The organism is Vibrio sp. YT-18 (assembly GCF_033337345.1).
GTDB classification, from domain to species: Bacteria; Pseudomonadota; Gammaproteobacteria; order Enterobacterales; family Vibrionaceae; genus Vibrio; species Vibrio alginolyticus.
The window spans coordinates 143,146-168,837 of record NZ_JAWOQO010000001.1; the positions used below are offsets into that span (position 1 = coordinate 143,146).

Below are 25,692 nucleotides of genomic sequence, written 5' to 3' on the forward strand. Positions count from 1 at the left end.
ATATGCAGCAAAAATACGTCGTTTTTACAGGAAGTTGTTACGCCTTGCCCATCATTCAGTTGTTGGCACAACAACATAAATTGGCGGGCGTGGTAGTACCGGAAGGAGAACTAAATCCAGACTTACAGCAGCTACAGAGCTATCTGAGCGCTCAATCGATTCATATTGCTCAGTATACCGCCAATGACAGCAGTGCTTTGATAGCGCAACTCGATGCTTGGCGAGTCACGGATGGCGTCATCTATTTGTTCAGGCACATAGTTCATTCCTCGCTGTGTCAGTTTTTCAACGGAAACTTGTACAACATTCATCCGGGAAAGCTGCCCGAGTATCGAGGCCCGATGCCTCTCTATTGGCAATTAAGAGACGGTTTAGACACCTTTAGCCTCACCCTGCATCGTCTTGAGGCATCGGCTGATTCCGGCGCTATAGGAATGGAGTTAGAGGTACCATTTCACCCGTTTGAGACCTTAACCAGTGCTCAGAAAAAAGCGTCACAAATGACGGCTAAGCTGATGTATGACTTCCTCATCGCGCAACAAAAGCAAGGGCTGGTTTGGCGTGAACAAGTATCAAACCCCAACGAAGTGGCACGAGCAGTAAACCAACATGATCTGCACATTCGTTGGAACGTGCAAACGAGTCGCGAAATCGTCAACTTAGTGCGAGCAGGCAATCATGACTTCGGTGGTGCGATGTTGAGCTTGCCAAGTGGTGTCGCCAATGTTTTGCAAGCAAGCGCAATGGAGACTTCTTTAGTCGGTGTTGAGGCGGGGAGCATTCTCGAGATCAGCCCACAACATGGGTTACAAGTGAAAACGTTAGATAGCGCCATATCAATAGATGTTATTGCTACACCGCAAGGCGTGTTTTCGGGTTATCGCTATGCGCAAATGGCTGGGCTAGATGCTGGGATGTCATTGCTCCAGCACGCTTCAACTTGTGAGTAAATAAATATCTCAATACGGTGCTTTGCGGCAGTGATGAAGCCCGTAACGGTATTTAGTAATGCGAGATTGGAAAGTTTTAACCAACCACACCAATTTCGTTATGAGCTAGTTTTAACTTAAGTGTATACGTTGAAAGGAAGAACAGTATGGCTACAGAACCGTATCTTGGGGCACTAACCGCATTTGGTGGCAATTTTGCAATTAGAAATTGGGCAATGTGCTCGGGGCAAATGCAGGCAATTGAAGATAATCCAGCGCTCTTCTCTCTAGTTAGCACTCTATACGGAGGTGACGCCCGAACTACCTTTGGTTTACCTGATTTGCGTGGCCGCAGTCCAGTTGGTGTAGGCACACGACCTGGGGGGATGGATTATCATCAGGGAGAAAGATTGGGTACTGAACTGGTAACTATTGATATAACTCAAATGCCAGCACACTTACATACGGCAATTTTTACCCCTCTTGGCACTTCTGCACCTGTAACAGGCAGGATGCAGGTTGCTACCAATGCTGCAAATACACAGGTACCCGATAGTAATTCGTATATAGCGCAAAACTCTACCCCCGGGTTCTATAAACCGACGTTTCAGCAACCAGATTTGACCGAGATCGAAGGCTTAAGTGTGTCTGGTAGTGGCTCGGGCGGAGGTACTGTAACTGTGACTGAAACAGGCGGTTCAATGCCACTTAATATTTTGAGCCCGGTATTGCCGATTAATTGGTTAATTGCCACTGCGGGAGTATACCCACCGCACAGCTAATCAACCAAGAAAGAATTGGCTGAATCTTTAGCTAATCCTTTCCTATAAAAAAATTAAATATTTAAGTTGATTATGATAACCCGGCCATGTTGATAAGGCCGTCATCTTCAGGAGAGGAAAATGAGATTACATCGTCAGGTTGCGATCGCAATTACAACAGCATGGGTGTTCTCAGCGTTTTTTTCCGGTGGAGCCTGGGCTGCACAGCAAACGATTAACTACTCTAATGGTTCAGGTTCCAATTTTAGTGAGGTGGAGACCGGCGTCACAGGGGGTATGCCCTCAGTCACTCTTACCAATGCAGGTACTGTATCTATGGTATTAGATGCGGGCACTAGCTCGGATGGCACTCCGTTTACTGGCCTAAATGACCTCGGATTTGTAGCTGGTGTTCTTTACTCAAATACCATGATTAATGAGTTCAACAATCGTGGCTTCCGCTTTTTTGAGAAATCAAGTACTAACTTCAGTTTCGACGAAATTACCTTTATGCAGGGGTCGGCCCGAGACTCAGATAAAACGTATCAACTTGTGTTAACTGGCTTCTCTAATGATACTCAAACAGTGACCGAAACTGTCACCTTGCCAAAAGGTGGTGAAGCAAACTCAGGGTTACAGGACTTGTTTACCCTGACCCGTGGTACAGATTTTAATGATTCGGCATGGCAGGACGTTGATACAGTGACTATGGCGTTTACCCGAAGTCCGGGTGCTGACTCTCGTTATCTTATCAGAAGTATCAAGATTGATGACGCTGCGGTTTCAGACTCTACCGCGCCTACTTTTGTCAGTGCGAGCTCAACTCCCACTGATGATGCAACCAATGTTTCTGTTAGCAACAACATCGAGATTGCCTTCGATGAAAATATTGAGCTGAAGAGCGGCAATATTACCATTCGTAATGTTACCGACAGTCGCGACTTTGAAGTATTTAATGTTGCCACTGAAAGCGATGGCACAACAACATCACCAGGCGCTGGTCGCATCAGTGTTACCAACAATAAAGTTTACTTAAACCCAACCAGTGATCTGGCAGGGAACCGGACCTACGCCATTCATATTGAATCCAGTGCCGTGGCTGACAGCGCAAATAATAGCTTCGCTGGGATCATCGATGATGCCACATTTAACTTTACGACAGTCGATACCACGCCAAATGCGCCATCTACACCCGATTTAGATGCTAGTTCGGATACCGGGCCATTAAATACTGATAATATTACCAGTGACACTACACCAACGTTTAGTGGGACTTCTGAGAGTGGATCGATCGTTACTTTATACAGTGATCAAGTCGGTGGAGGTGCAACGGTTATTGGCACAGGCACTGCTACTGGAGGAAACTGGCAGATAACAACCAATGAGTTGGCGTCTGGTATTACACATGCAATAAGTGCTAAAGCGTCTGATAGCGATGATAATGTTAGCTCGGCATCCAACGCGTTAAGTGTCACCATTGATACAATAGCACCATCCGTAGTGAGCATTACCACGCCGATTGAGGCTGACAGTATCGTCAACGCTGCAGAAGACAACGATGTGTTGATCGCTGGCTCCGGCGCGGAAGCAGGCAACAGCGTGACCGTGACTATCACAGACAATAACAGCTCTGTCAGTCGTACGGTGACGGCCGACAACTCAGGCAACTGGACGCTGAGCGGCAGCGAGCTGGATGTCAGTGGCCTGAACAATGGCACCCTGACGGTGTCTGCAACCCAAGCAGATATAGCAGGTAATATCTCCACCGCAGCTAGCCAGAGTGTTACCCTAGACAATGCAGCCCCATCAGCAGTGACCATCACCACGCCGATTGAAACCGATGGTATTGTCAATGCGGCAGAAGACAACGACGTACTGATTGCTGGCTCCGGCGCGGAAGTAGGCAACAGCGTGACCGTGACTATCACGGACAATAACAGTTCTGTCAGTCGTACGGTGACGGCCGATAACTCAGGCAACTGGACGTTGAGCGGCAGTGAGCTTGATGTAAGTGCGTTTAACAACGGCACCCTGACTGTGTCTGCAACCCAAGCAGATATAGCAGGTAATACTTCTACCGCAGCCACCCAGAGTATTACTCTGGACAATGCAGACCCATCTGCTGTAATCATCAATACGCCGATTGAAACTGATGGGGTCGTCAATGCGGCAGAAGACAACGACGTACTGATCGCTGGCTTCAGTGCGGAAGCAGGCAATAGCGTGACCGTGACTATCACGGACAATAACAGCTCTGTCAGCCGTACGGTGACGGCCGACAACTCAGGCAGCTGGACGTTGAGCGGCAGTGAGCTTGATGTCAGTGGCCTGAACAACGGCACACTCATAGTTGCTGTGACGCAATCGGATACGGCGGGTAATACCTCCAGAGTGACCACCCAGAGCATTACCTTAGATAACGCCGCACCATCAGCTGTGACCATCACTACACCGATTGAAACCGATGGTATTGTTAATGCAGTGGAAGATAACGATGTGTTGATTGCTGGCTCCGGCGCGGAAGCAGGCAACAGCGTGACCGTGACTATCACGGATAACAACAGCTCTGTCAGTCGTACGGTGACGACCGACAACTCAGGCAACTGGACGTTGAGCGGCAGCGAGCTGGATATCAGTGGCTTGAGCAATGGCACCCTGACTGTGTCTGCAACCCAAGCTGATATAGCAGGTAATATCTCCACCGTAGCCACCCAGAGCGTAACCCTAGATAACGCAGCGCCATCCGCTGTTACCATTTCCACGCCGATTGCAATCGACGGTATCGTCAATGCGGCAGAAGACAATGATGTGCTGATTGCTGGCTCCGGCGCGGAGGCTGGCAATAGTGTGACCGTGACCATCACGGACAATAACAACTCAGTCAGTCGTACGGTGACGGCCGGCAATACCGGGGCTTGGACGACTATTGGCAGTGAGTTTGATGTAAGTGCGTTTAACAACGGCACCCTGACGGTCGCGGCGAGCCAGAGCGATGCGGCGGGCAACACCTCCAGTATAGATAGCACAACAATTACGTTAGATAACGTGAGGCCAACTGTTTCTTTGAGCAGCTCAGACCTTGATTTGATCTCTGGCGAAACGGCGAGTATCACGTTCACCTTAAGTGAGTCCTCAAGTGACTTTACTGAGTCAGATGTCACCGTCACTGGCGGCAGTTTGTCTAACTTTGCGGGCAGCGGTGACAATTACACGGCCACCTTTACGCCGGATAGAGACAGTACAAGTACAGCGACGATTAACGTGGCGGCAGATTTCTTTACCGATGCTGCCGGGAATAGCAACACTGCTGCGTCTCAACTGTCTATAACCGTTGATAGTTTAGTGCCGAGTGTGACTATCTCCAGTGATAAATTGGCGCTGAAAGCGGACGAAACGGCGACCATTACCTTTACCTTAAGTGAAGCGTCGAGCGATTTTACCGAGGCGGATATCACGGTTAGTGGCGGTACTTTGTCTGGTTTTGCTGGCAGTGGTAGCAGCTACACTGCGACCTTTACACCAACGGAAGAGAGTGCGACGAGCGGTACTATTGAAGTTGCCACAGGTACATTTACCGATGCCTCTGGTAACACCAATAGTGCAGCTACACCACTTTCCATCAGCGTCGATACTGTGCTTCCAACCGTTAGTATCACTAGCTCAAGCGCTGCGTTGAAAGCGGGTGAAACGGCAACACTCACGTTTACCTTGAGTGAAGCCGCAACTGATTTTTCCGAAGCCGATGTGACCGTGGCTGGAGGAACTCTTTCTAACTTTGCGGGCAGTAGCGCCAGTTACACGGCTACCTTTACACCTGCAGAAGAAAGCACTGAGGATGCAACTATTGATGTTGCAGCCGAGAAATTTAGCGACGCAGCTGGCAACCTCAATACAGCAGCGACTCAGTTGTTGATCTCAGTGGATACGGGGATCCCGACTGGACATAGCATCAGCATTGATCAGGAGAGCATTAACAAAACCAACGAACAGGCGATGAGCTTTACCTTCGCAGCAGCTGAAGTGAACGCGATGTTCACTTATAGCGTGACCGACGGTACCACGACCATTGACGGCGCTAGTCAAACAATTTCTTCGGAGACCATGCAAGTAACGGGCATTGACGTCACTATTTTGCAAGAGGGGATGTTGACAGTAAGCGTGGTGGTAACCGATGCCGCAGGCAACGCATCTGATGCAGTGACGGATACTGTGACCAAACGCTACGATGTCGCGCCAACGGTAGTTGATGATAGCTTCTCGACTGAGGAAGATACGGCGAAACAATTTAGTCTGTTAGCCAACGATTCCGATGTTAATGATGACATGGTCGCTTCTTCTACAACGATTAAAACGCAACCAATTAAAGGTCAGGTGTCGATCAGCAACGGCGTTGTTACCTATACGCCAAATAATAATGAGACAGGCACAGATAGCTTTACCTATACCGTGAAAGATGCCCTGCTGCAGGAGTCGCAAGAGGCGACAGTGACCGTCACTATCATGGCTATAAATGATGCGCCAGTCGCTAAAGCGCTGACCATCAACACCGACGAAGATACCGCAAGCGCAGCAGTCAGCGCGCGTAGTCAAGCGGAGGATGTTGAAGATGGCATCCCAACGGGTGATTTATCGTTAGTTAGTTTGCCTCAAAAAGGACAAGTAGCCATTGATCAAACTGTAGGCACTTTTGTATATACGCCGAATCCGAATGAAAATGGTAGCGATAGCTTTACTTACACGATCGCAGACAGTGAAGGCGGCGTTTCTCTTGCGGCCACGGTCAGCGTCAATATCGGTTCCGTCAATGACTCACCAGTAGCGGAGGAAGACAGTTTTACTTTTGATGAAGATATCACATCGACACTCGATATTTTAAGTAACGACAGTGATATTGAAGATGGGTCATTCACCCCGAGTAGTATTACCCTGCAAGATCTTGGTCAAGGAGAGGGGGTATACAGTTTTGCCACGGTCAGTGTCAATGTCGATGGGACCTTAAAGATTGTGCCAACAGCGAACGTTAATGGTCAACATAGCTTTACCTACATGCTAACCGATAGTGGTCAAGCAGTCTCAGTGCCTGCAACCGTCACGCTCAATATTACGCCAGTGAATGATGCCCCCGTTGCTGTTGATAACAGTGCACAACTACTAGAGGGAGGCTCCTTCGAGGTCAATGTATTAGGCAATGATAGTGATGCCGATGTTGGAGACAGTTTTGAACTCACTAGTGTCACAGTCGTCGATACGCCAGCACATGGCAGTGTGAACGTGACGGCGTCAGGAGCGATTGTTTACAACCCCAATGAGAACTACTTCGGTGAAGATAGCTTCACCTATACGGTGGCAGACTTAGCAGGTGCTGTATCTAACGCCGCAACAGTGACCATGACAGTAACACCAGTCAACGACGCACCAATGGCGCAAGCACAGTCACAAACGCTTGATGAAGACAATAGTTTGGTGATCACGCTGGTTGGTTCAGATATTGATAACGATGATGACACTCTGCAGTATCTTATCACTGAGCAAGTCAGTCATGGCGTGCTAGAGCAGTTGACCAATAATAGTTGGCGCTATACACCAGAAGCGGACTTCAATGGCTCCGACTTCTTCTTGTTCAAGGTCAACGACGGTGATCTCGACTCGACAGAGGTTCGTGTCGATTTGACGGTTAATGCAGTCAACGATACACCAATCGCGACCGATATCAGTGCTACGGGAGAGGAAGAAATACCGCTGACCATTACTTTAAATGGTAACGATGCAGAAGGCTCATCTTTGAGCTATCAAATTGTAAAATCGCCAGTCAACGGTAATGTTACCGTCACAGGCAATCACGCGGTTTATACGGGTAACAGTAACTTCTTTGGTCAGGACAGTTTCACTTACAGCGTAAGTGACGGAGAACTTACCGCTGGAGTGGCGTTAGTGACCATCACGGTGAATAACGTTAATGACGCGCCAGTGATTACGGGTACCCCATCGGCGCAAGTTGATGAAGATAGTGTGTATCAGTTTGTGCCCGCGGCATTGGACAATGACCCAGCGGATACTCTGACCTACTTGATAGCTAACAAGCCACCTTGGGCTACATTTGACAAGACAACAGGAGCGCTTTCTGGCACGCCAAGTAACCGTTATGTGGGGACTTATCCAGGTATCGTGATTAGCGTATCCGATGGCTCTATTTCTTCCTCATTGTCAGCTTTTTCGATTACTGTGAATAACGTTAACGATGCACCCGTTATCTCTGGTTCACCAGCAACACAAGTGAATGAAGACAGCACCTATCTGTTCACGCCACAAGTGTCAGATGTTGACAGCCAAGCCTTCACCTTCAGTATCGTGAACAAGCCATCTTGGGCTAGCTTTGATGCATCAACAGGCACGCTTAGTGGTACACCAGATAATGGTGATGTTGGCAAATATCAGGGCATTGTTATCTCGGTTTCTGATGGTCTCACGACCACAATGCTCAATAGATTCAGTATTGTGGTTAACAATGTCAATGACGCGCCAGTGATCAGTGGCACTCCTGCTCTTACCGTCAACGAAGGCAGTACGTACCGCTTTGCGCTGCAGGCATCGGATGTTGATAGTAGTAGCTTGAGCTTTTCAATCCGCAATAAACCATCATGGGCAACCTTTGATAGAGCAACTGGGTTGCTAAGTGGTACGCCGGAAAATGAGCATGTTGGCAGCACCAATAATATTGTTATTAGTGTCTCAGACGGTGAGCTAAGCACATCTTTAGCAGCGTTTAGCATCACGGTAATCAACGTTAATGATGAGCCAGTGGCGGTTAATGATACCTATGTCTTTACCGAGAGTAACGATGGTAGCTACTTATTGGATGTACTCAGCAACGACAGCGATGTTGATCTAGATACATTACAACTGGAATGGGTTAAACCTACATCTGGAACGGCAACGATTGTGGGCAGTCAAATCCAATTGGTAACGACCTCAATTGGTACAGTGGCAGTGCAATACAGTGTGAAAGATGGTAACGGTGGAAAGGCCACCGCGAAAGTAATCGTGACAATTAAAAGTGCGAAATTGGACGCACCAACAATAGCCGCACCTTCAGATATCGAAGTGAACGCAACTTCGCTCTTTACTAAAGTTGCATTAGGCTCTGCTGTGGCACGAGATAGTACAGGCAAGCTATTACCTGTTTCATTGGTCGACAGCACGACCTTTTTCCGACCTGGAACTAATACGGTCTATTGGCGCACTCAAGACTCTGATGGAAACGTCGCTGAAGCTAGTCAAACGGTAACAGTGTATCCACTGATAAGTATCTCCAAAGATGCGCAAACCACGGAAGGCACCAATCATAGCGTATCGATACACCTTAACGGTCCTTCGCCGAGCTACCCAGTAATCATACCTTATACGGTTTCAGGAAGCACGGACAGTGATGACCACACGCTCACCTCTGGTGAAGTGGTGATACCTAGTGGTACCGAAGGCAAACTTTCGTTCGAACTACTTAATGATGGACAAAATGAGGGCGTTGAAACCTTAGTGATTGATCTGGACAGCACCCTTAATCTAGGTAGTAAGCGTCGTTACACCTTGACAATCTTTGAAGAGAATGTGGCTCCGAAGGTCACGGTAAGTGTATCTCAGGCGGGGGAGCAGCGGAGCCAAATTGAAAATGGTGTTGAACCGGTCACAATCACGAGCAGTGTTAGTGATGCAAATATGTCCGATATACACAGTTTCAGATGGAGTAGTGATAGCGATGTACTTAACCAAGCGATTGCGGGGCAGATGTACAGCGAAACATTGACTTTCTCTCCGCAATTACTGAGTTCAGCGATTTACAATTTGCAATTGACAGTTACTGACAATGGCACTCCACCATTATCAGTGACACGGAATGTCTATTTAGAAGTGGTACAAACATTGGCGGAGCTCGGGAGTGAAGACAGTGATGGCGACTTAATCCCGGATGATCAAGAAGGTCATAATGATAGTGATGGTGATGGTATCCCTGATTATCTTGATGCAATTTCTGACTGTAACGTAATTCAACAGGTTGTGTCAGAAAAAGATCGCTTCCTCATTGAGGGGCAGCCTGGTGTCTGTTTACGCAAAGGAATAACCATTCTGACTAACACAACAGGAGGAGCTTTATTGTTGGATGAGGAGCTTCCTAAAGATATCAATATGAAGAGCATAGGGGGAATCTTTGATTTTGTAGTAACTAATTTGCCGCTTCCCGGTCAAAGCTATCAATTAGTTATGCCTCAGCGTTTACCTGTTCCAGCAAATGCAGTGTACCGAAAGTATAATGCTGAACAGGGGTGGGTAGACTTTATTGAGGATGCTCAAAACACAGTTTCTTCTAGTGCTGGCGAGGCTGGTTATTGTCCGCCACCAGGGCACAGTTCATGGTCACAGGGTCTGACTGAAGGTGACTGGTGTGTACAACTTACCATTGAAGACGGTGGCCCGAACGATGATGACGGATTGGCTAATGGCAGTGTCGTTGACCCTGGCGTCGTTGCCGCTCGTGTAAGCAATAATACACTCCCTCAAGCGATTGACGACAATGCGTTTGTTAGTCTCAATGGTACGGTGACGATCGATGTATTGAGCAATGATACCGATGCTGATGGTGATGGGCTGAAGGTAAGTCGCGCTTCTGTAGATATTGGTAGTGTTAGTGTGGTTGATAACAAACTAAGCTATGTCACTCAACCACAGTACTACGGGGAGGCTTTGATCACTTATAGCGTAACGGATGGTAATGGTGGAACGGGATCGGCGAAGGTGACGGTAAATGTGGTAAACAGTCAGAATCCGAATGCGGTGGACGATAATATTACCACCGATGATCGTACCCCTGTCACGGTTTATGTCCTTGCTAACGATACCGATCCGGATAACGACACATTGAAGTTGGTTTCAGTCCAAGCGCAGTATGGGCAGGCGGTCATGAATGCAGATCAGAGCGTGACCTATACCCCTACCTCAGGGTTTGAAGGCAATGATGTGTTGACATATATCATTCAGGATAGCCAAGGCCTGCAAGACGCGGGGAAAGTTATAGTGACCGTTAAGTTGGTAAGAGATGTAAAGGTTGAAAATACTTCAGCAGGATCATTGGGTGGCATGGTGTTGATGCTTTTGATTTTGTTAGGAGCCATGCAACGTTATGGAAGAAACAGTGCTCTAGCACTAATTGCTGTGTTTAGTTTTAGTAGTCAAGCGGGCTGGTATGTTGATGTTCAAATGGGGTCAAGCCATGCAGATGAGCGTGATGCTGTTAAAGGTGATAACGTAATCTCTACTGACAACACCGGGTTCTATCGCTCTGTCGGGTTGGGATATACTTTTTCTGATCAATGGTCTGGAACTATTCGTTATATTGATATGGGTGAAGGTAGTGCTACATTGCGTAGTGCTACTACTTCACCAGAAGACTATCACGCCAATGTCGCATCTATAGCCCCACTCCTTGTTAAGGGCATGGGCTTCGACATCGGTTATAAGTTCTGGCAATACAATTCATGGTCCGCAAAACTGAGTTTGGGGGGCTTGTTCTGGGATACCGATATTGAAAGTACGTATCAAGGCAGCAAGATAACGACGGAAGTGGATGGTTTTGATGGATATATTGGTGCAGAAGTTGGCTACAACCTCTCAGATAATTGGGAGATCGGTGTCCAAGGCGCTCGTTATTTTTTACATGAAAATGATGTTGATATAATTGCGCTACAACTTCGTTATTTTTTTGAGCCGTTAGCAGCGTATTAACTTATGGTTTGGTATTTTTCGATAATTTACATCCCAATTGCTCATGAAGCAGTATGGTAAATCACTGGAGATTAATGTCGTGATTGTGATCTTTATTATGTAGGTCAATACTCTATAACAAATCCTTAATTACCTTGAAGTCTTTTCTTCTTTAACATCTAGCGAAAGATAGTGTTTTGATAGAGTGTTAAGCAGAACTTACTGTTCGATATTAGAAAAATAAGGTTCTTTGAATGCTCGATGTGAACTTAAAAGAAGATGATTTACGCAATAGGGTTGCTGGTGGCGCTGAAAGTGTCAGCGTGATACGTCGCTTTACTTGAACCTAGTGCGTCTACAGTCGAAGAAATATAGTGTTGGGGCTGAAGCCAAACCAAGCGGGTTAGAGCGACACAATTCGTAGTGAACTCTTATTTGGTTGAAAAGCGTTCCAAGTTCGCAGTTGCCCCTGACTCTGCTGGTGATAACAAGACGATAAATTGATACCTAAACGATAATTTGATATTGCCTCTTCATAAGTCTATGGTTTTTTTAAGTTTATGACATTTTTGAACGGGTAATTTTATATCTGCTTTAATCCAATACTGATTGAATAATATCAAATGCTGTTTCTATTTTTTGGATAGGGATAATGCCAAACCCAAATAAGAGGGCATTAGAATGATTGTTGATAGAAAAATGCGATGATGGATAAACCGCTACATTTGATGAAGCAAGTTTATTCATCATTTGTGTCGCGCATCCCGATACTTCAGCTGCTATATGCAATCCACCTTGGCTTGGAATACGTTGTAAGCAATCTACGTTGTCAATTAATTGAGTGAGTTTATGGTACCTTTCGCTATAGATTTTATTCATATTGAGTAAATGGTGAGAGAAATGACCGTTACGCATGAATTCGTCAAGTAGGATTTGAGACACTACAGATGTACTTCTTCCCAAGTGCCACAACATATTTGAAATTGGCTCCATTAAAGACTTTGGTGGAATCATATAGCCAATGCGTATGCCGGGAAATAGTATTTTAGAGAAACTGCCTACCATAATGACGCAGTCATTTTTGTCTTGTGACTTGAGAGCTTTCTTACTGGTATTGAGATAGTGATATTCCGAATCATAATCATCTTCGATAATGATTGCGTTATTAACTTCTGCCCATCTCAGCAGTTCTAACTTCCTGTCAGCTGAGTAGCTAAAGCCTAAAGGGAACTGATGGCTAGGCGTTGTATAAATAATTTTGGCATTAGAAGGGATTGATTCAACGACAACACCTTGGTCGTCCATCGGCACGGAGCCTATTTGCGCGCCAAGTAATCGAGCTTGATTTCGAAAAACAGGATATCCTGGATCTTCCGTCGACACGAGATCCCCGGGAGAGAGTAATGTAAGGAGAGTCGTCATTATTGCCTGCTGGCACCCTTGAGTAATGATGATGTCTTCAGGGTCACAGATTACGCCTCTCGAGTGTCTCACATACTCGCAGATAGACTCTCGTAAACAAGCTAACCCTTGCAAATCACCGCCATGTGCAAACTCTGGAGTTAATGCATTGAGCCTACTCAGTCTTGAGTGTCGCCAAATATGCTTTGCTATTCTCTGATGATCAGGAACGCCTAAAGTGAAGTCATAGTCTAGATTCTTTGGTGCGATGATCTCTGGCTTCTTCGCTGCGTTAGTGCCAAACACCCCTAGTTGGTAGTGTTTTATTGGTCTCTTATCTTGATTCACCGTTTGTTCTAGAGCATTACTTACGTACGTGCCAGACCCTGCCTTTTTTACTATCCACCCCTCGAACTGAAGTCGCTCATACACCGAAATGACAGTGTTTCTTGCTATGCCTAACTTTTTCGACAGCATGCGGGTTGACGGTAATCTCTCATTTGATCGTAATCTGCCTTCTAATATCCCTTGGTATATCTCGGAATAAAGCTGTTGGCTGGTGACTTTTCCAGTTTCGAAGTGTAGTGAAAATGGCATCGTTTTCTCTGTAGACGTTGAAAAGTGGTTCTAAAGCGTTGTGAGGATGTGGATCTGTATATACCAAGTATATCTACCTAGTATACCGTTATCGTGATATGGAGAAAGCGTAATGAGTACACTATTTCCCCATTTTGGAAACGGATGTTACTTACATTCGTATCTAACCGGCCTACCTATCAACGGTGATCAGGTTTAGACCTGTTTATATCGCACTAAAAATTTGAAGACACAGTGTTATTCATCGAGGGTTAACGATTGGAGTTCTTCAAGTCAGGATTACTTTTATATAAAAAGTTAAAAGCCTTGGAATAAACTAGAAATTAATTATAAGTTAAAATTAAAAAATTGAGGGTTCAATGAAGTTAAACAATGCCTTGCTGGCCATTTTATCGCTCACTTCTTTCGTCACGTTTGCGAAAACGGAGTTAACGGTTAGCAGTCAATTAAAGAGCGTAGTTGATGATTGCGCTAAAGGATTAATAAACGAATACGACATTCCGGGGTTGGCTGTTGCAGTAACGATTGATGGCAAGCGTTATTTTTACAATTACGGTTTTGCTGACGAAAGTAAGGGGAGTTTAGTCACCAACGACACAATTTTTGAACTCGGTTCTATCAGTAAAACTTTTGCCGCTACTTTGACTGGGTATGCCCAAGAAAAAGGTAAGCTAGACATGGATGACAAGGTCAAAGATTATATTCCAGAATTAGAGAATAGTGCTCTGGGTAATACCAAGCTAGTTCATGTCGCCACCTACACTGCGGGTGGTCTACCATTGCAATTTCCTAGCGAAGTAACGAACGACGCTGAAATGATGCAGTACTACAAAACGTGGAAACCGGAGTACGAAGCCGGTACTAAGAGGAAGTACTCAAACCCTAGTATTGGTCTATTTGGCTACATCGGTGCCTTGAGTATGAAGTCAGACTATACGGAAATGATGGAAACCGTCATCCTGCCTGAGCTCGGTATGACCAATACCTTTGTCGATGTACCAAAGGATAAGCTTAATAACTATGCTTTTGGTTATAGTTCTGAGGGAAACCCCGTTAGAGTTAATCCAGGTATTCTTGATGCGCAAGCCTATGGTATTAAATCAACGAGCTCAGATATGCTTCAATATATCGAAGCAAATATGGGGCAAGCGCAACTGAATAATGATATGGAGAATGCGCTAGAGCAAACTCACATTAAGTATTTTAATACCGATACATTTACGCAAGCAGTAGGGTGGGAAGGTTATGATTACCCCGTTTCACTTTCACAATTATTGAAGGGTAACTCCAGCGACGTAATTCTCAACGCTAAACCGGTGCAAGCAAGTGAACCCGGTACTCTCGGTCGTGATGTTTGGTATAACAAAACGGGCTCAACAGGTGGGTTTGGGGCATATGTCGCGTATGTACCTTCTAAAAAAATAGGCATAGTGATTCTAGCGAATAAAAACTACCCTAATGCAGAAAGAGTAGAGGCTGCTCACCATATTATTAGCTCAGTGGTGAAGTAAATTTTAGTAGTAATAGGAACTATGTAATTATTAGAGCTTATTTAGATACATACTATCTGCAGTGTTTTATTCGATAGTATTTATAGGAGTATTCATGAAAACTAAGCATTGGTCTAAAGTGACTTTGCTACATGAAGTTGTTACGAACCCAAATATAACGATTAAAGGTAAACATAGTTATTACAGTGATTGTTGGGACGCCGGTTTTGAGGAGTCCGTTGTAAGATATCTACAAGGTGATGAGTTCAGCCGAGATTGGGAACCAAAATGGAAGATTGATAAGTTACATATAGGTGACTTTGTCTGTATTGCAGCGGAAGTTGTGATTGTTATGGGGGGAAACAGTACACATAGAGCAGATTGGTTCTCCTTGTACCCATTTATGGACTTTATTGAAGAAGCGTACGTCGGGAAAGGAGATACTCATATTGGCGATGGCGCCTGGCTCGGTATGCGATCCATGATAATGCCGGGTGTGACTATCGGAGAAGGAGCAATCGTTGCGGCAAACAGTGTGGTGACGAAAGATGTTGAGCCTTACAGCATGGTTGCGGGTTCACCAGCTAAGCATGTCAAATATCGCTTTTCTCGAGAGACGATAGACGAACTGCTTGCTCTTAGGATATATGATTGGCCTGATAAGAAAATCGACAGCCTGAAGAGATTTTTATGTTCAGACGATTTAGAAGGGCTGAGAAAGGCAAGCGCTGAATATGATAGAAACTACTCATAATCGTGACAATGTCACTGTTTAAAAAGTCAGAAAGAGGTCATGAGTTGGGCCTCTTTGTATTAAATATCTAGCCAATACAATGAGTAATCATTTTATTCTTTTATTGATTTTTTACGTGAACATGATGGGGCGCGTATCATTTGCGTTCAAGAACAAGAGGACAACGTATTTGGTAAAGGGGAAACCGATGGAATATCGGGAAATTATAATTATTAAGAGCCGCATGTAGCGGCTCTTTTTGATCCTGAAATTGGTTAGTGGCGACAGACTACGAAGCGCTCAGAGGGTTACGAGGACTCGCTTCAGATAAATGAAGAAAGAGCGAATCGAAGTGGATGTTGTTACCTATTTGACTGCTCATACCGTTGCCATTCCGCTGTTAACTCTGCTTTTTCTTTTCTCGCTGCAATCAGCATTTCTATATTTACGTCAGTGTTTGGGTGCCTTTGAATGTATTGCTCGTAATCAACAGGAACACCATTGATGTGCAGTTCAAGATGTAAATGCGGCCCTGTTGTTCTTCCTGTGTTACCCGTTTTCCCTATCACTTGTCCTCGGCTGATCTTCTCACCAACATGGACGTTGCGCTGAGATAAGTGTAGGTAGCGTGATACAGAGCCATTTGTGTGGCGGATATTAATATAGTTGCCCGCAAAACGGTTGTAGCGGGACTTTAAAACGATGCCATCAGCAATACTACGAATCGGTGTACCTACAGGTGTGGCATAATCAGTGCCTAAGTGCGGAGTCGTTATATTGGTCACTGGATGTGTTCGCTTTAAGTCATAGTCAGAGCTCACTCTGTAGTTTTTATCAAAGGGTGAAGAAAACATGAACTGATTATTTATCGACACACCATGCTCATCAAATACGTTACCGTGACCATCATTGATAATAAATAAATCAGTTTTACTGCCTAAATAGTAAAAAGAACTAATGTAAGTTTCATTTTTACTATTTAATTTAGTTCTTAAGATAAAGTTATCACCTCTTTTAATAGAGTCAATAATATTAAACTTGCTTTTGATAAGTGCTAATAGCAAGTTGATCTCTTTTTGACTCACTCCTGATTTTAATAATGAAGCGACAAAAGAGTATTCAACAACACCGATAGTGATTTTTTGCCTACGAGTCTTCTTTTTAATTGGTGGCTGCACATTCTCACTTGCGAATTCTAAAGGCTTGATGGTAGGTAGCCTATCCACAGGAGTGAGGAAGTAGTGAGAAAGCGATACGCTAATCAATATGATTAACGCAGTAGTGATAAGGGCTACGGTAGGAGCTTGCACACTCCTTTTTATTATTAAAATAGTCATTAGTTTTGTTGGTTTATCAATACTGACAGTTGTGCGTAGAGTATAATATTTTAAATAAAAACTAGCATTAAAGCATGAGTGATTCCTCTGTTTTAACTAAGTTAATGATTATAGGATGTAAAAATAATTTTAATAATTCAGTCAAAGTGACGGTTGGCTTGGTGTTTATGCCTATTTTGTTGGTGTTAATGTCACGTTGAGAAAATATTTTTCAATAATATAATCTCGGGAAAATATATTTTGCCAAATTACTATGTTCGCTAAAAATACGCTGAAATTAACATTAGGTCTTACGCTTACATCTCTTTTATTGAGTGCATGTGGTGGTGGTGATGGAGGAGACAACACACCTCCAGCTAGAAGCAAAGGAAGCATTTCCGGTATGGTGTTTGACGCCCCAGTCAATGGCGCCAAGATTGAGGTTTTCGAGTTCAAAAATGGAAACTTAGGTCGGAAGTTGGCTAACACGACGTCTGATGCCTTCGGAAACTATCTGCTAGAGTTTGAATCGTCGTCAATGCCTCTTTTTGTTGTTGCAAAAGAGGGGAGTTATACCGATCCGTTTACAAATGAAACGGTATCTGTGAGTAATGCGAAGACACTTAAATTTGAAGGTGTTGTGAACTTTAAAGAGGGGAGTGAGCAAAAGTTAATGCTTACTCCGCTGTCGAACTTGGCAGCAGGCTTGGCAAAGTACAAAATTTCTCAGGGGGCCACAGATGAAAGTGCCTTTTCAACCGCTTTGGATAGTATCAATAGCATGTATGGGTTTGACGTAAATGAGACCAAACCTATTGATATTACCAAAGGTGGGCAAAGCAGCTTTGCTAGTGTAGGGCATCAATACGGTGCTTTATTAACAGCATACTCGTCTTACTCTTACGATCTTATAAAAAAATACGGCAACAGCGATAACGTCTACACTTCGATGCACTTCGCTGACATCCAATATCGGGATGTTATTGCAGATGGTGTTCTTGATGGTCTTGAAGTGAGCAAGACTTCAGGAGCAGTGACTCCCCTTAGCTTTGGACAGAAAAAGATAAACAGCGACGTTTACACACGTGACTTATCTCAGCACGTTTTGATCGTGGTAAACGACCCAAGTATCAATATTTCAGGTACTGATGCTGCCGACTATGTCGACTTTAGTAAGAAGCTTAATGACTTAGGTACATATGGCAGTACAGATGGCGTCATTCCACCGCGAGATGGGACGGAGATTGATACCACAGCGCCTATCGTGACACGCATTGACCGTGATGTACTGGCAGGCACCGATAAAGTTGACCTAAAAATTGTTGATGATATCGGTGTAGAAGACGTATCCGCCTTTATTCAGTATCAGATTAATGGCTCTTGGTCTGGTGAATTTCAATGTAACGACATACAAGATTTTGGAAGCACATTCTGTTCGGTTGAATTTGATGATTTTGAAGTTGGCCTTCGAGAGACCAACGTTAAAGTTAACATTAATACCAAAGAGATCGATAGTGTAGATATGAACCCTGCCACAGGGCTCTCAAACGTAACAGCAGCACGGTTAGTCTTATATACAGCGGATGTACTGGGTAATGAGTTAATTCCAGGCAGCCATTCGGGTCTTCATATCAACTTTGAATGGGATAACGATGCGCCTGTTATCGATATTACATCGGCGAGTGCAATTAATAACCAACTTAAAGAATACGTTCTGAAAGGGGTTGTAAAAGAAAGCTCGCAAGAGATTAGTTCGGTCAGTATTTCATTTAAAGATGGCTTACATGAGGGCGTCACATGTTCTCCTGTCACTGTAGAGTCTGGAAATGCTTGTGAGTTTAGTAAGGCTTACCCAACTGATGAATTCCTATCTACGACGGTCTTTGAGGTTCGAGCGAAGGATAGCAAAGGCAATACGGGCTCTGCGCAGCATGCAGTAAGTCGTGACGATCAAGCGCCAGCACAGACGATAACCTATCCTGAAGGTACCTCAATGACGTACGTAAATGTGGGTTTAGATGGTGAACGAACCACTTACGATGGTATCTACTCTCAAGATACGTACACCCCAGACAATGTTCAAGCAAGCCGCGATTTCCTGAAGATTGATTATGCGTACGCAAGTTTAGGGATTCAGAACTCATTAAAAGGGATAGATTTTAGTAACTTCAACGCTAATTTATTGAAAGAGAATAAAATCCCTTATGTTCGTGTGAAAGTTTCAGACGTAAACACCGATACGGTTTTAGGCTCCAACGCTAATAAGCTTAAGCTCGTCGTCAAGTACTACGTAAGCCAAAACAACGATAACAACTACTCACTTCAGCAAGTTATTGACACAACCGCATCCGATGACGATTACATCGCAAAAATTCCGCACGAAACGCTGTTAGATAGCAATGGGCGAGTAGAGGATGTCATCTATTACATTCCTTTTGTAAGAGATATTTTGGGTGACAGCTTTAAATCGGTATCAGAAAACAGTAGTCAAAAGTTAGTCATTCAAACCATCGATGAGTCTGATAACGAAAGCACTCCAAGAGAAGTATATTTTAGAAGTAGCTTTGACCTACCAACCATAAAAGTGGTGACACCATTTATTGGTGCGCGAGCTCAACTTGAAGGGTTGAGCCCAAGTGGTGAATTCACTTCACTTGCAAGTTGTACCACTATCCAGCAACTGGAAAGTGACCAGTCCATGGCTCTTGACGTAGCGAGTTGTGAAACCACAACTGACGTAGTGAATTATGATTTCATGCGTGTTCGTTTAATTGGTCTCGAAGGCAGTGAGCCATACTATTACCAATGGAAAAGAGATCCAGGGACCAAGAAAGTAACGGTTGACTTAAACAAGGCCAATATTGGTGTGTATTTTAAGCTCAAAGGTTCTCAAACTTACTATATTACTGAACTATCGACATATCAGACTGGTTTGTTTGATTTCCAGTGGGATCAAGTGACAGCGGGAGAGAAAACTTCAGAACGTGCGATTCAAATTCTTGATGAGGTGCGCTACGCGTTATCAGGTACGAATAACAACTCATTCTTTGGGTTTGACCCAACGGTTGTGTCTTATGCAACCAATGAAATGTTTACGACTAAAGCGATTCCAGACAAGCCATCAAATGACTATCTACACCGATTCCTTGTTGAAGCAATTGATAGTATTGCCGAGAGAATGCCAAGAAATAACTCATTAGATTTTGCATCTGCTATTTACGATGATTTTAGCTACGATGGAAAAGCAAATGGTGTAGGGGCAGGAGGAAGTCAAGTTACGCTCGATTCTTACACGTTTGGCGCTGAAACTTACCGAAAAGACCTGGCGCAATCGTATTATGAAATCATGGCGAGCAAATACGGTATTGAGACCAATATCGCGCAGCTCTATGCTGATGATATTTCGATGGCTAATCCTGACTTAAATGGTAAGAACATTTTTGATACAGAGGGTAGCAGTATCGATACCTTGCCTCCGCAGCCAAAATTAACCATTGAAAGCGGTAGAGAGACGATGGTTGGTAATAGGCTTTATATCGCTGGCGAGGTTGTTTCTAAAATTGTCCTAGACGATCCTTCTGGTATTGTAGGAACCGACGCTCACGGCCCGAAGTTTAGCACGATGTGGTATCAAGCCAATGAGCCAAATATTGAAATACCACTGGACATCAACATCGTAGAAAACTCAGACAGCAGCAATGCTTATCGAAAAGAGTACTTCTTCACCCTTAACTCCCAGTCTAGTGAACTAAAAGATATTATAGAGTTTGCCGTGGAGACCAGTGCTATGGACCCACATGGCAATGCGTATGGTTACAATGGTAAATCTCCGTTTATAGAATCGGTGTTTATTGATAACGACTTCCCTAAGGCCAGTTACCTTCCACCCAATGATGTCGATGGTAAACCTGTAGAAAACGGTATTTATTTAAATGCGAACAATACTCATGAATTAACCTTCAAGGTTGAGGATATTGTTGGTGATAAGCTTGCCTCGAGGGGCCTTGTTTTCTACCAGCAAACCGGTGAAAAAGTAACATACACACCAGAAAACTTTGCAAGTAACTCGAAAGACGCGTTTAAAGTCAAACTATGTACGGGCGAGATATGTTCAAATCAAGGCTCTACGATTTATCCTGGTGATGGAGATTGGTTAGTTGTTGCAGCAGCAGAGGACAACTTAGGTAACTCCGTTTCAGAGTTAACTAGCACCGCTCCGAGATTCAATATTCGTATCGACTCTGAAGCCCCTATTGTAAAAAGTGAGCAGGTTCAAAGCCGTTTAGGTGGTAATAACCAATGGACACCTGTCATTGATTGGGGGACGTTAAGCTCTGGCAATAACGTAAAAATAGATTTGCGCCGCGGATCTGGTCAGGCTCTGACATTAGAAAGCTGTGACCCTCTAACAGAGGCGTGTGACGTACCATACCTAGTTGGTGAACAGCCTGACGTCAAAGTCCAACTGGTTTCAAAAGCATTTGATTACGATGAATGGAATGAATTTTACGTCACTGCGACGGACAACGCTTACCCTGCCAATGTTAGTACAACAGGGAAATTTACCTTCCAAGTCGATAACAAAGGCCCTGAAATCATCCTAAATACGCCTTGGGTTGAAGACACATTGTCCAAAGAGAACTATGTTATAGGGCGTGAGTTCAACGTGCGATTTAAATCCGTAATAGACGATTCAGACCTTGAGCAAGTCTCGCTGTATCAAAGTGGTAAAGATTCGCCAATTAAGACAATTGTGCCAACGGATTCATCTAAAGAGTTTGTCATGTCTCTTATCAAGAGTGACACAGATAAAATAGACATTTCTGAAGATGAAAAAACAACGTCATTGTATGTAAAAGCAACCGATATTTATGGTTTTGAGTCTAGTTCTAACGCGCACAAGGTTATTCTTGATCGTGATGGACCAACATTAGGATTAAGTGGTTTCAATGCGAATGACTACTACTTAGGTAACTATGTCTTTGACCTAACGGCGCTAGACCTAAATGCAAACGGTGATGTTTCAATTAATGGCGTAAATAGAGAAAGCCTAGAGTATTGGACGTTTAGCGATCTGGAACCATTACCTGGCTCTCCTGGCACAAAAATCAATGAGGATCTCAAAGTGAGTCTTGGTGATTTAGGTTCGGGTACACACAAGATTCGTTTAAAAGGGTCTGATGTTCGTGGCAACACAACCTTAACCAGTGATGAGCAAGATTTTACCGTCAAAGTGTACAACTCAATCCCGCAGGTGACGCTGGCGATGAGTTACACGGATGGAACGCCAATTACAAACAACACCATCTATCAAGATGGGAATATCGTACTTACGCTTGATATTGTTGATGATAGTGGCGTTGATCGAATTGACTCAACGTATAGATTCTCTGGAGAGCAAAACGGGACTAACTTTACGTTCTCAGAAACTGCAGATGGCACTTGGACGGCAACGTTGCTTTCTACACAAATTGCCAAAGATGGTAATTATGAACTTGATATCAAGGTTTATAACAAAGTTCGTTACCTTGATGAAAAAGACCGAAAGGTTGGAAAAGTAAACCAAACCTTTAGCGTACAGCGTGAAGGCGTGGTTCTAACAGTTGAAAGCCCGCTGGACTTCCAAAATTACTTATCTGATGGTGTTCTTGATGTCACCTTTACTACATTGAGTGCGGTCAAAGCCAAAACGTTAGAGTGTTGGGTTCGTGAAGAATACAACTCTCTAGATGCGCCACCAACTAATGAGCAACCAACTTCTGGTGTTATCAACGTATCGCAAGAACCTTACAGTTGTAGTGTCAATGTTGGGCAAAACATGACCAAAGCACCTGTTACTTTGATCACTAAAACCTTGGGTACAAATGGGCGTGAAACGATCAACAAGTTCAATTTCTCGATGGTGGATATTGATGCACCGACAGTCGTGGATGGTAACTCATACAGTTTTAAAGGAAGTGATGTTTGGTTTGATGAAGCTTTGAAGAAGAAGATGCTCACATTTGAGCTCTCTTTTAATGATGCTTTATCAGGCGTGAATACCGAAAGTTCAGATGAATATCCAAAGTTGGTTCGTAATCTTGGCAACAAAGCTTATACACCAACGACTTGTGCCAAAGGTGTTGGAAATATCAAGTGTACGTATTCTGAATCCTATGCCGATATTATTGATGGCCTGAGTACAACTCAAGAATACAAAATCAAGAACTTATCTGATTTAGCAGGAAACTTGACGCCAGAGCACGATCTACTGCTTGAATTACCTAAAGGTTCGGTAGTCGTCGAAATTACTGATCCGGTTGGAAACACAACCATTAATGGTCAGCAGCTTGTCGCCAAATTCAGAATTAAGCTGTATGAAAACTCTAGACTAGACAATGTGATGGCCAGATTTGGAACGGAATCCTACAACTATAAAGATAACCCGGAGAAGTTTGCACAATTAGAGGTGTGTGCAGATGCCCCAACCTACAAGTGTTCAACATTTACGAGTGAACTTCCTAGCGATGCGGATGGAAAAACGATCAGGACAACGATTATCGCAACGGATGTGTGGTCGAGAGTCGGTGAAGCGACCGTTGATATTAAAGTTGACAATACATCTCCAAGTGTTGGCGATGAGATTATCGTAACTGAATCGCCAACAAATCCAGATAACGTTCGTTTTCGTTTCGACATAACGGACACTGGTAGCAGCCTGGCAAAAGTAAACTATTCGGTTTTAAACCCAAGCTATCAAGAAGAAAGAGTAGAGGATGGGAACGGTTCATCTACGTACTTTGAACTATCAAAATCTCAGTTAGAGGGGCGTGGTTCAATCACGGTTGATATCAAAGCGACAGATAGCGTCGGACTGTATTCTGATATCAGAAAAGTCATTGATATTAGTGTTCCTAAAGTCACGATTGATTTCGATGGAATTACGAGTTTGCAGGGTGGGAAACTGTTTTTAACCAAGGCGAGCCAGCCATTCACGGTATCTACGGTGGAAGGAGAAAGAGTGAAAGCTTCACAGTATTCTGTGGAGCTTATTCCAAGCCTCGGTGATTCCTTGCGTTACTCAGGTGATGTTATCTCATCTAGTGGTAATGGAATGATGAACTTTGCCGTCGATAACCAAGGGTCATATACCCTTAAAGTGACAGTGACGGACTCAGTTGGAAGAGAGAATACAAGCTTTGAATTACTAGGCAAAAGTTATGATGGAAAGGTTATAGAATCTATTGTTGATTATGACGCTCCAAGTATTTCGGGCTTAAGTGCTAATCAAACCTCTAAGGTGCCGACAAACGATAAGTATCAACTAGAAATTAGTGCATACATTACAGATAAAAATTTAAATCTCGTCACGTCAAAAGCGGTGAGTGGTGGCAGCACTGTGGCTCCTCAAGCGATTACTGAGCCAACAACCGAAGCGGGGCCTTATGTCATAAGCTACTTGTTACCGAAAGGCGATCATACGATCACGGTAGCAGCAACAGACAAAGTGGATAATAAGAACGAGAGTTCTATTGACGCACATGTGGAAGCTGCAACCGTTCCCGGGCTAAGTATATCTACTGCTTCAAGCGCCCCTCTTTTTGGAGGTGAAGAGATTACACTTACGTTTAACTTTACAGAAAAAGTTACTAACTTTGATATCTCAGATGTCCACCTTGTCGCTAGTGATAACGGTGCAACAGGAACGTTAAAGCAAGATACGTGGTCCACTTCAGACAACGTTACGTGGACGGTTAATTACATCAGTCCAGAAAAGCAAGATAAAAACATAACAATACAGGTAGAGGATGATAGCTACCAAAGTATCAACACCATTCCTGGAAAAGGAAGCAGTTTAAGTATCGCGGTTGAAGGAATCTTACCAAAACTAACCAATGTGACATTTAACCCCGAGCATCAGAGTGTGGGTCAAAGCGTGAATGTATCGCTTGAGTTTGATAAAGAGCTCCAAGAGGCGACCGCTACGCTTGGCGGCAATCGCATTAGTTCTCTGTCAGCAACGGCAGATAAAAAGGTCTGGGTTGGTGATGTACAAGTTCCGAGCACCGCGCTGTTAAGTGTCGACTTGGTTGTTAGTCAATTTAAAGATTTGACTGGCAACATAGGTGAGGATAACACCGCTCACGAATTACCGATCACGCCAACCTTAGCCATCACGCCAGTGGGCAATGTGGATGAAACGCATGCCGCCACGCTACAATTCGAAGGCACGTCGACACGTTTTGACGGTCAGTCCCTGCGTCTTGAAGTAAAAGCCCAAGGCAGCGCGACGGTATTGAAAAGCAGCAGTGCGACGGTACAAGCCGGTGGCAATTGGACCAGTGACGCGATTGATATGAGTCACCAAACCAACGGCACTTATACCGTGATTGTGACAGGGACGAACTCAGCCGGCATTGAAGTGAGTGAAAGCCAGAGCTTTACACTGGCGCAGTCTTTGCCAACGCTGACTAACGTGACGTTTACGCCTGAGCACCAAGCCATCGGCCAAAGCGTGACGGTAACGCTAGAATTCGATAAAGATCTGCAGTCCGCCGCGGCGGAGTTAGGTGGCACGACGATCACCTCGTTAGTGGCAACCGCGGACCCAAGTGTTTGGACTGGTGATGTGGTGGTACCAAGCACGTCAGAGCTCAATGTGGCGTTACTAGTTCGTGACTACCAAGACTTATCAGGGAATACCGGTAGCCAGAACACGGCTTACTCCATGCC

Annotated in this window: 8 protein-coding genes; 6 read left to right on the forward strand and 2 right to left on the reverse strand. The window is 44.3% G+C overall.

Annotation, left to right across the window (positions count from 1 at the left end):
• Positions 1-2 precede the first annotated feature (2 nt).
• From R7M72_RS00650 to R7M72_RS00660, 3 genes are all read left to right on the forward strand, one after another.
• The gene (locus R7M72_RS00650) at positions 3-950 is read left to right on the forward strand and encodes a formyltransferase family protein (protein ID WP_238966389.1); all 948 of its coding nucleotides are present in this window, start codon (positions 3-5) and stop codon (positions 948-950) included.
• A 146-nt stretch (positions 951-1,096) separates the two neighbouring features.
• Complete coding sequence (locus R7M72_RS00655; RefSeq protein ID WP_176311468.1) at positions 1,097-1,711, forward strand: phage tail protein; 615 nt, start codon at positions 1,097-1,099, stop codon at positions 1,709-1,711.
• 120 nt (positions 1,712-1,831) lie between these two features.
• Positions 1,832-11,464: an Ig-like domain-containing protein gene (locus R7M72_RS00660; protein WP_318055979.1), complete on the forward strand. Its 9,633-nt coding sequence runs from the start codon at positions 1,832-1,834 to the stop codon at positions 11,462-11,464.
• A gap of 573 nt (positions 11,465-12,037) precedes the next feature.
• On the opposite strand, the gene R7M72_RS00665 is transcribed toward R7M72_RS00660, so the two are convergent.
• Complete coding sequence (locus R7M72_RS00665) at positions 12,038-13,441, reverse strand: PLP-dependent aminotransferase family protein (RefSeq protein WP_315957075.1); 1,404 nt, start codon at positions 13,439-13,441, stop codon at positions 12,038-12,040.
• Positions 13,442-13,800: 359 nt separating this feature from the next.
• Here R7M72_RS00665 and ampC point away from each other — a divergent pair, with 359 nt between their 5' ends.
• Both ampC and R7M72_RS00675 read left to right on the forward strand, forming a co-directional pair.
• Positions 13,801-14,952, forward strand: coding sequence for a class C beta-lactamase (ampC, locus tag R7M72_RS00670; RefSeq protein ID WP_054576100.1), 1,152 nt, complete (start codon positions 13,801-13,803; stop codon positions 14,950-14,952).
• 94 nt (positions 14,953-15,046) lie between these two features.
• Positions 15,047-15,685 carry a CatB-related O-acetyltransferase gene (locus R7M72_RS00675; RefSeq protein ID WP_054576099.1) on the forward strand — a complete coding sequence of 213 codons (639 nt, stop codon included), beginning with the start codon at positions 15,047-15,049 and terminating at the stop codon, positions 15,683-15,685.
• Between the two features lie 341 nt (positions 15,686-16,026).
• Here R7M72_RS00675 and R7M72_RS00680 read toward each other — a convergent pair whose 3' ends face one another.
• Positions 16,027-17,001: a peptidoglycan DD-metalloendopeptidase family protein gene (locus R7M72_RS00680; RefSeq protein WP_213916864.1), complete on the reverse strand. Its 975-nt coding sequence runs from the start codon at positions 16,999-17,001 to the stop codon at positions 16,027-16,029.
• Positions 17,002-17,254: 253 nt separating this feature from the next.
• Between R7M72_RS00680 and R7M72_RS00685 the strand changes: the two genes are divergently transcribed.
• The coding region (locus R7M72_RS00685; RefSeq protein WP_318056013.1) for a hypothetical protein at positions 17,255-25,692 on the forward strand (8,438 nt) is incomplete at its 3' end.

What these genes read in the sequence shown, in the direction of transcription:
- R7M72_RS00650 (WP_238966389.1), top strand. Translation starts at nt 3, where the DNA reads ATGCAGCAAAAATACGTCGTTTTTACAGGAAGTTGTTACGCCTTGCCC.
- R7M72_RS00655 (WP_176311468.1), top strand. Translation starts at nt 1,097, where the DNA reads ATGGCTACAGAACCGTATCTTGGGGCACTAACCGCATTTGGTGGCAAT.
- R7M72_RS00660 (WP_318055979.1), top strand. Translation starts at nt 1,832, where the DNA reads ATGAGATTACATCGTCAGGTTGCGATCGCAATTACAACAGCATGGGTG.
- R7M72_RS00665 (WP_315957075.1), bottom strand. Translation starts at nt 13,441, where the DNA reads ATGCCATTTTCACTACACTTCGAAACTGGAAAAGTCACCAGCCAACAG.
- ampC (WP_054576100.1), top strand. Translation starts at nt 13,801, where the DNA reads ATGAAGTTAAACAATGCCTTGCTGGCCATTTTATCGCTCACTTCTTTC.
- R7M72_RS00675 (WP_054576099.1), top strand. Translation starts at nt 15,047, where the DNA reads ATGAAAACTAAGCATTGGTCTAAAGTGACTTTGCTACATGAAGTTGTT.
- R7M72_RS00680 (WP_213916864.1), bottom strand. Translation starts at nt 17,001, where the DNA reads ATGACTATTTTAATAATAAAAAGGAGTGTGCAAGCTCCTACCGTAGCC.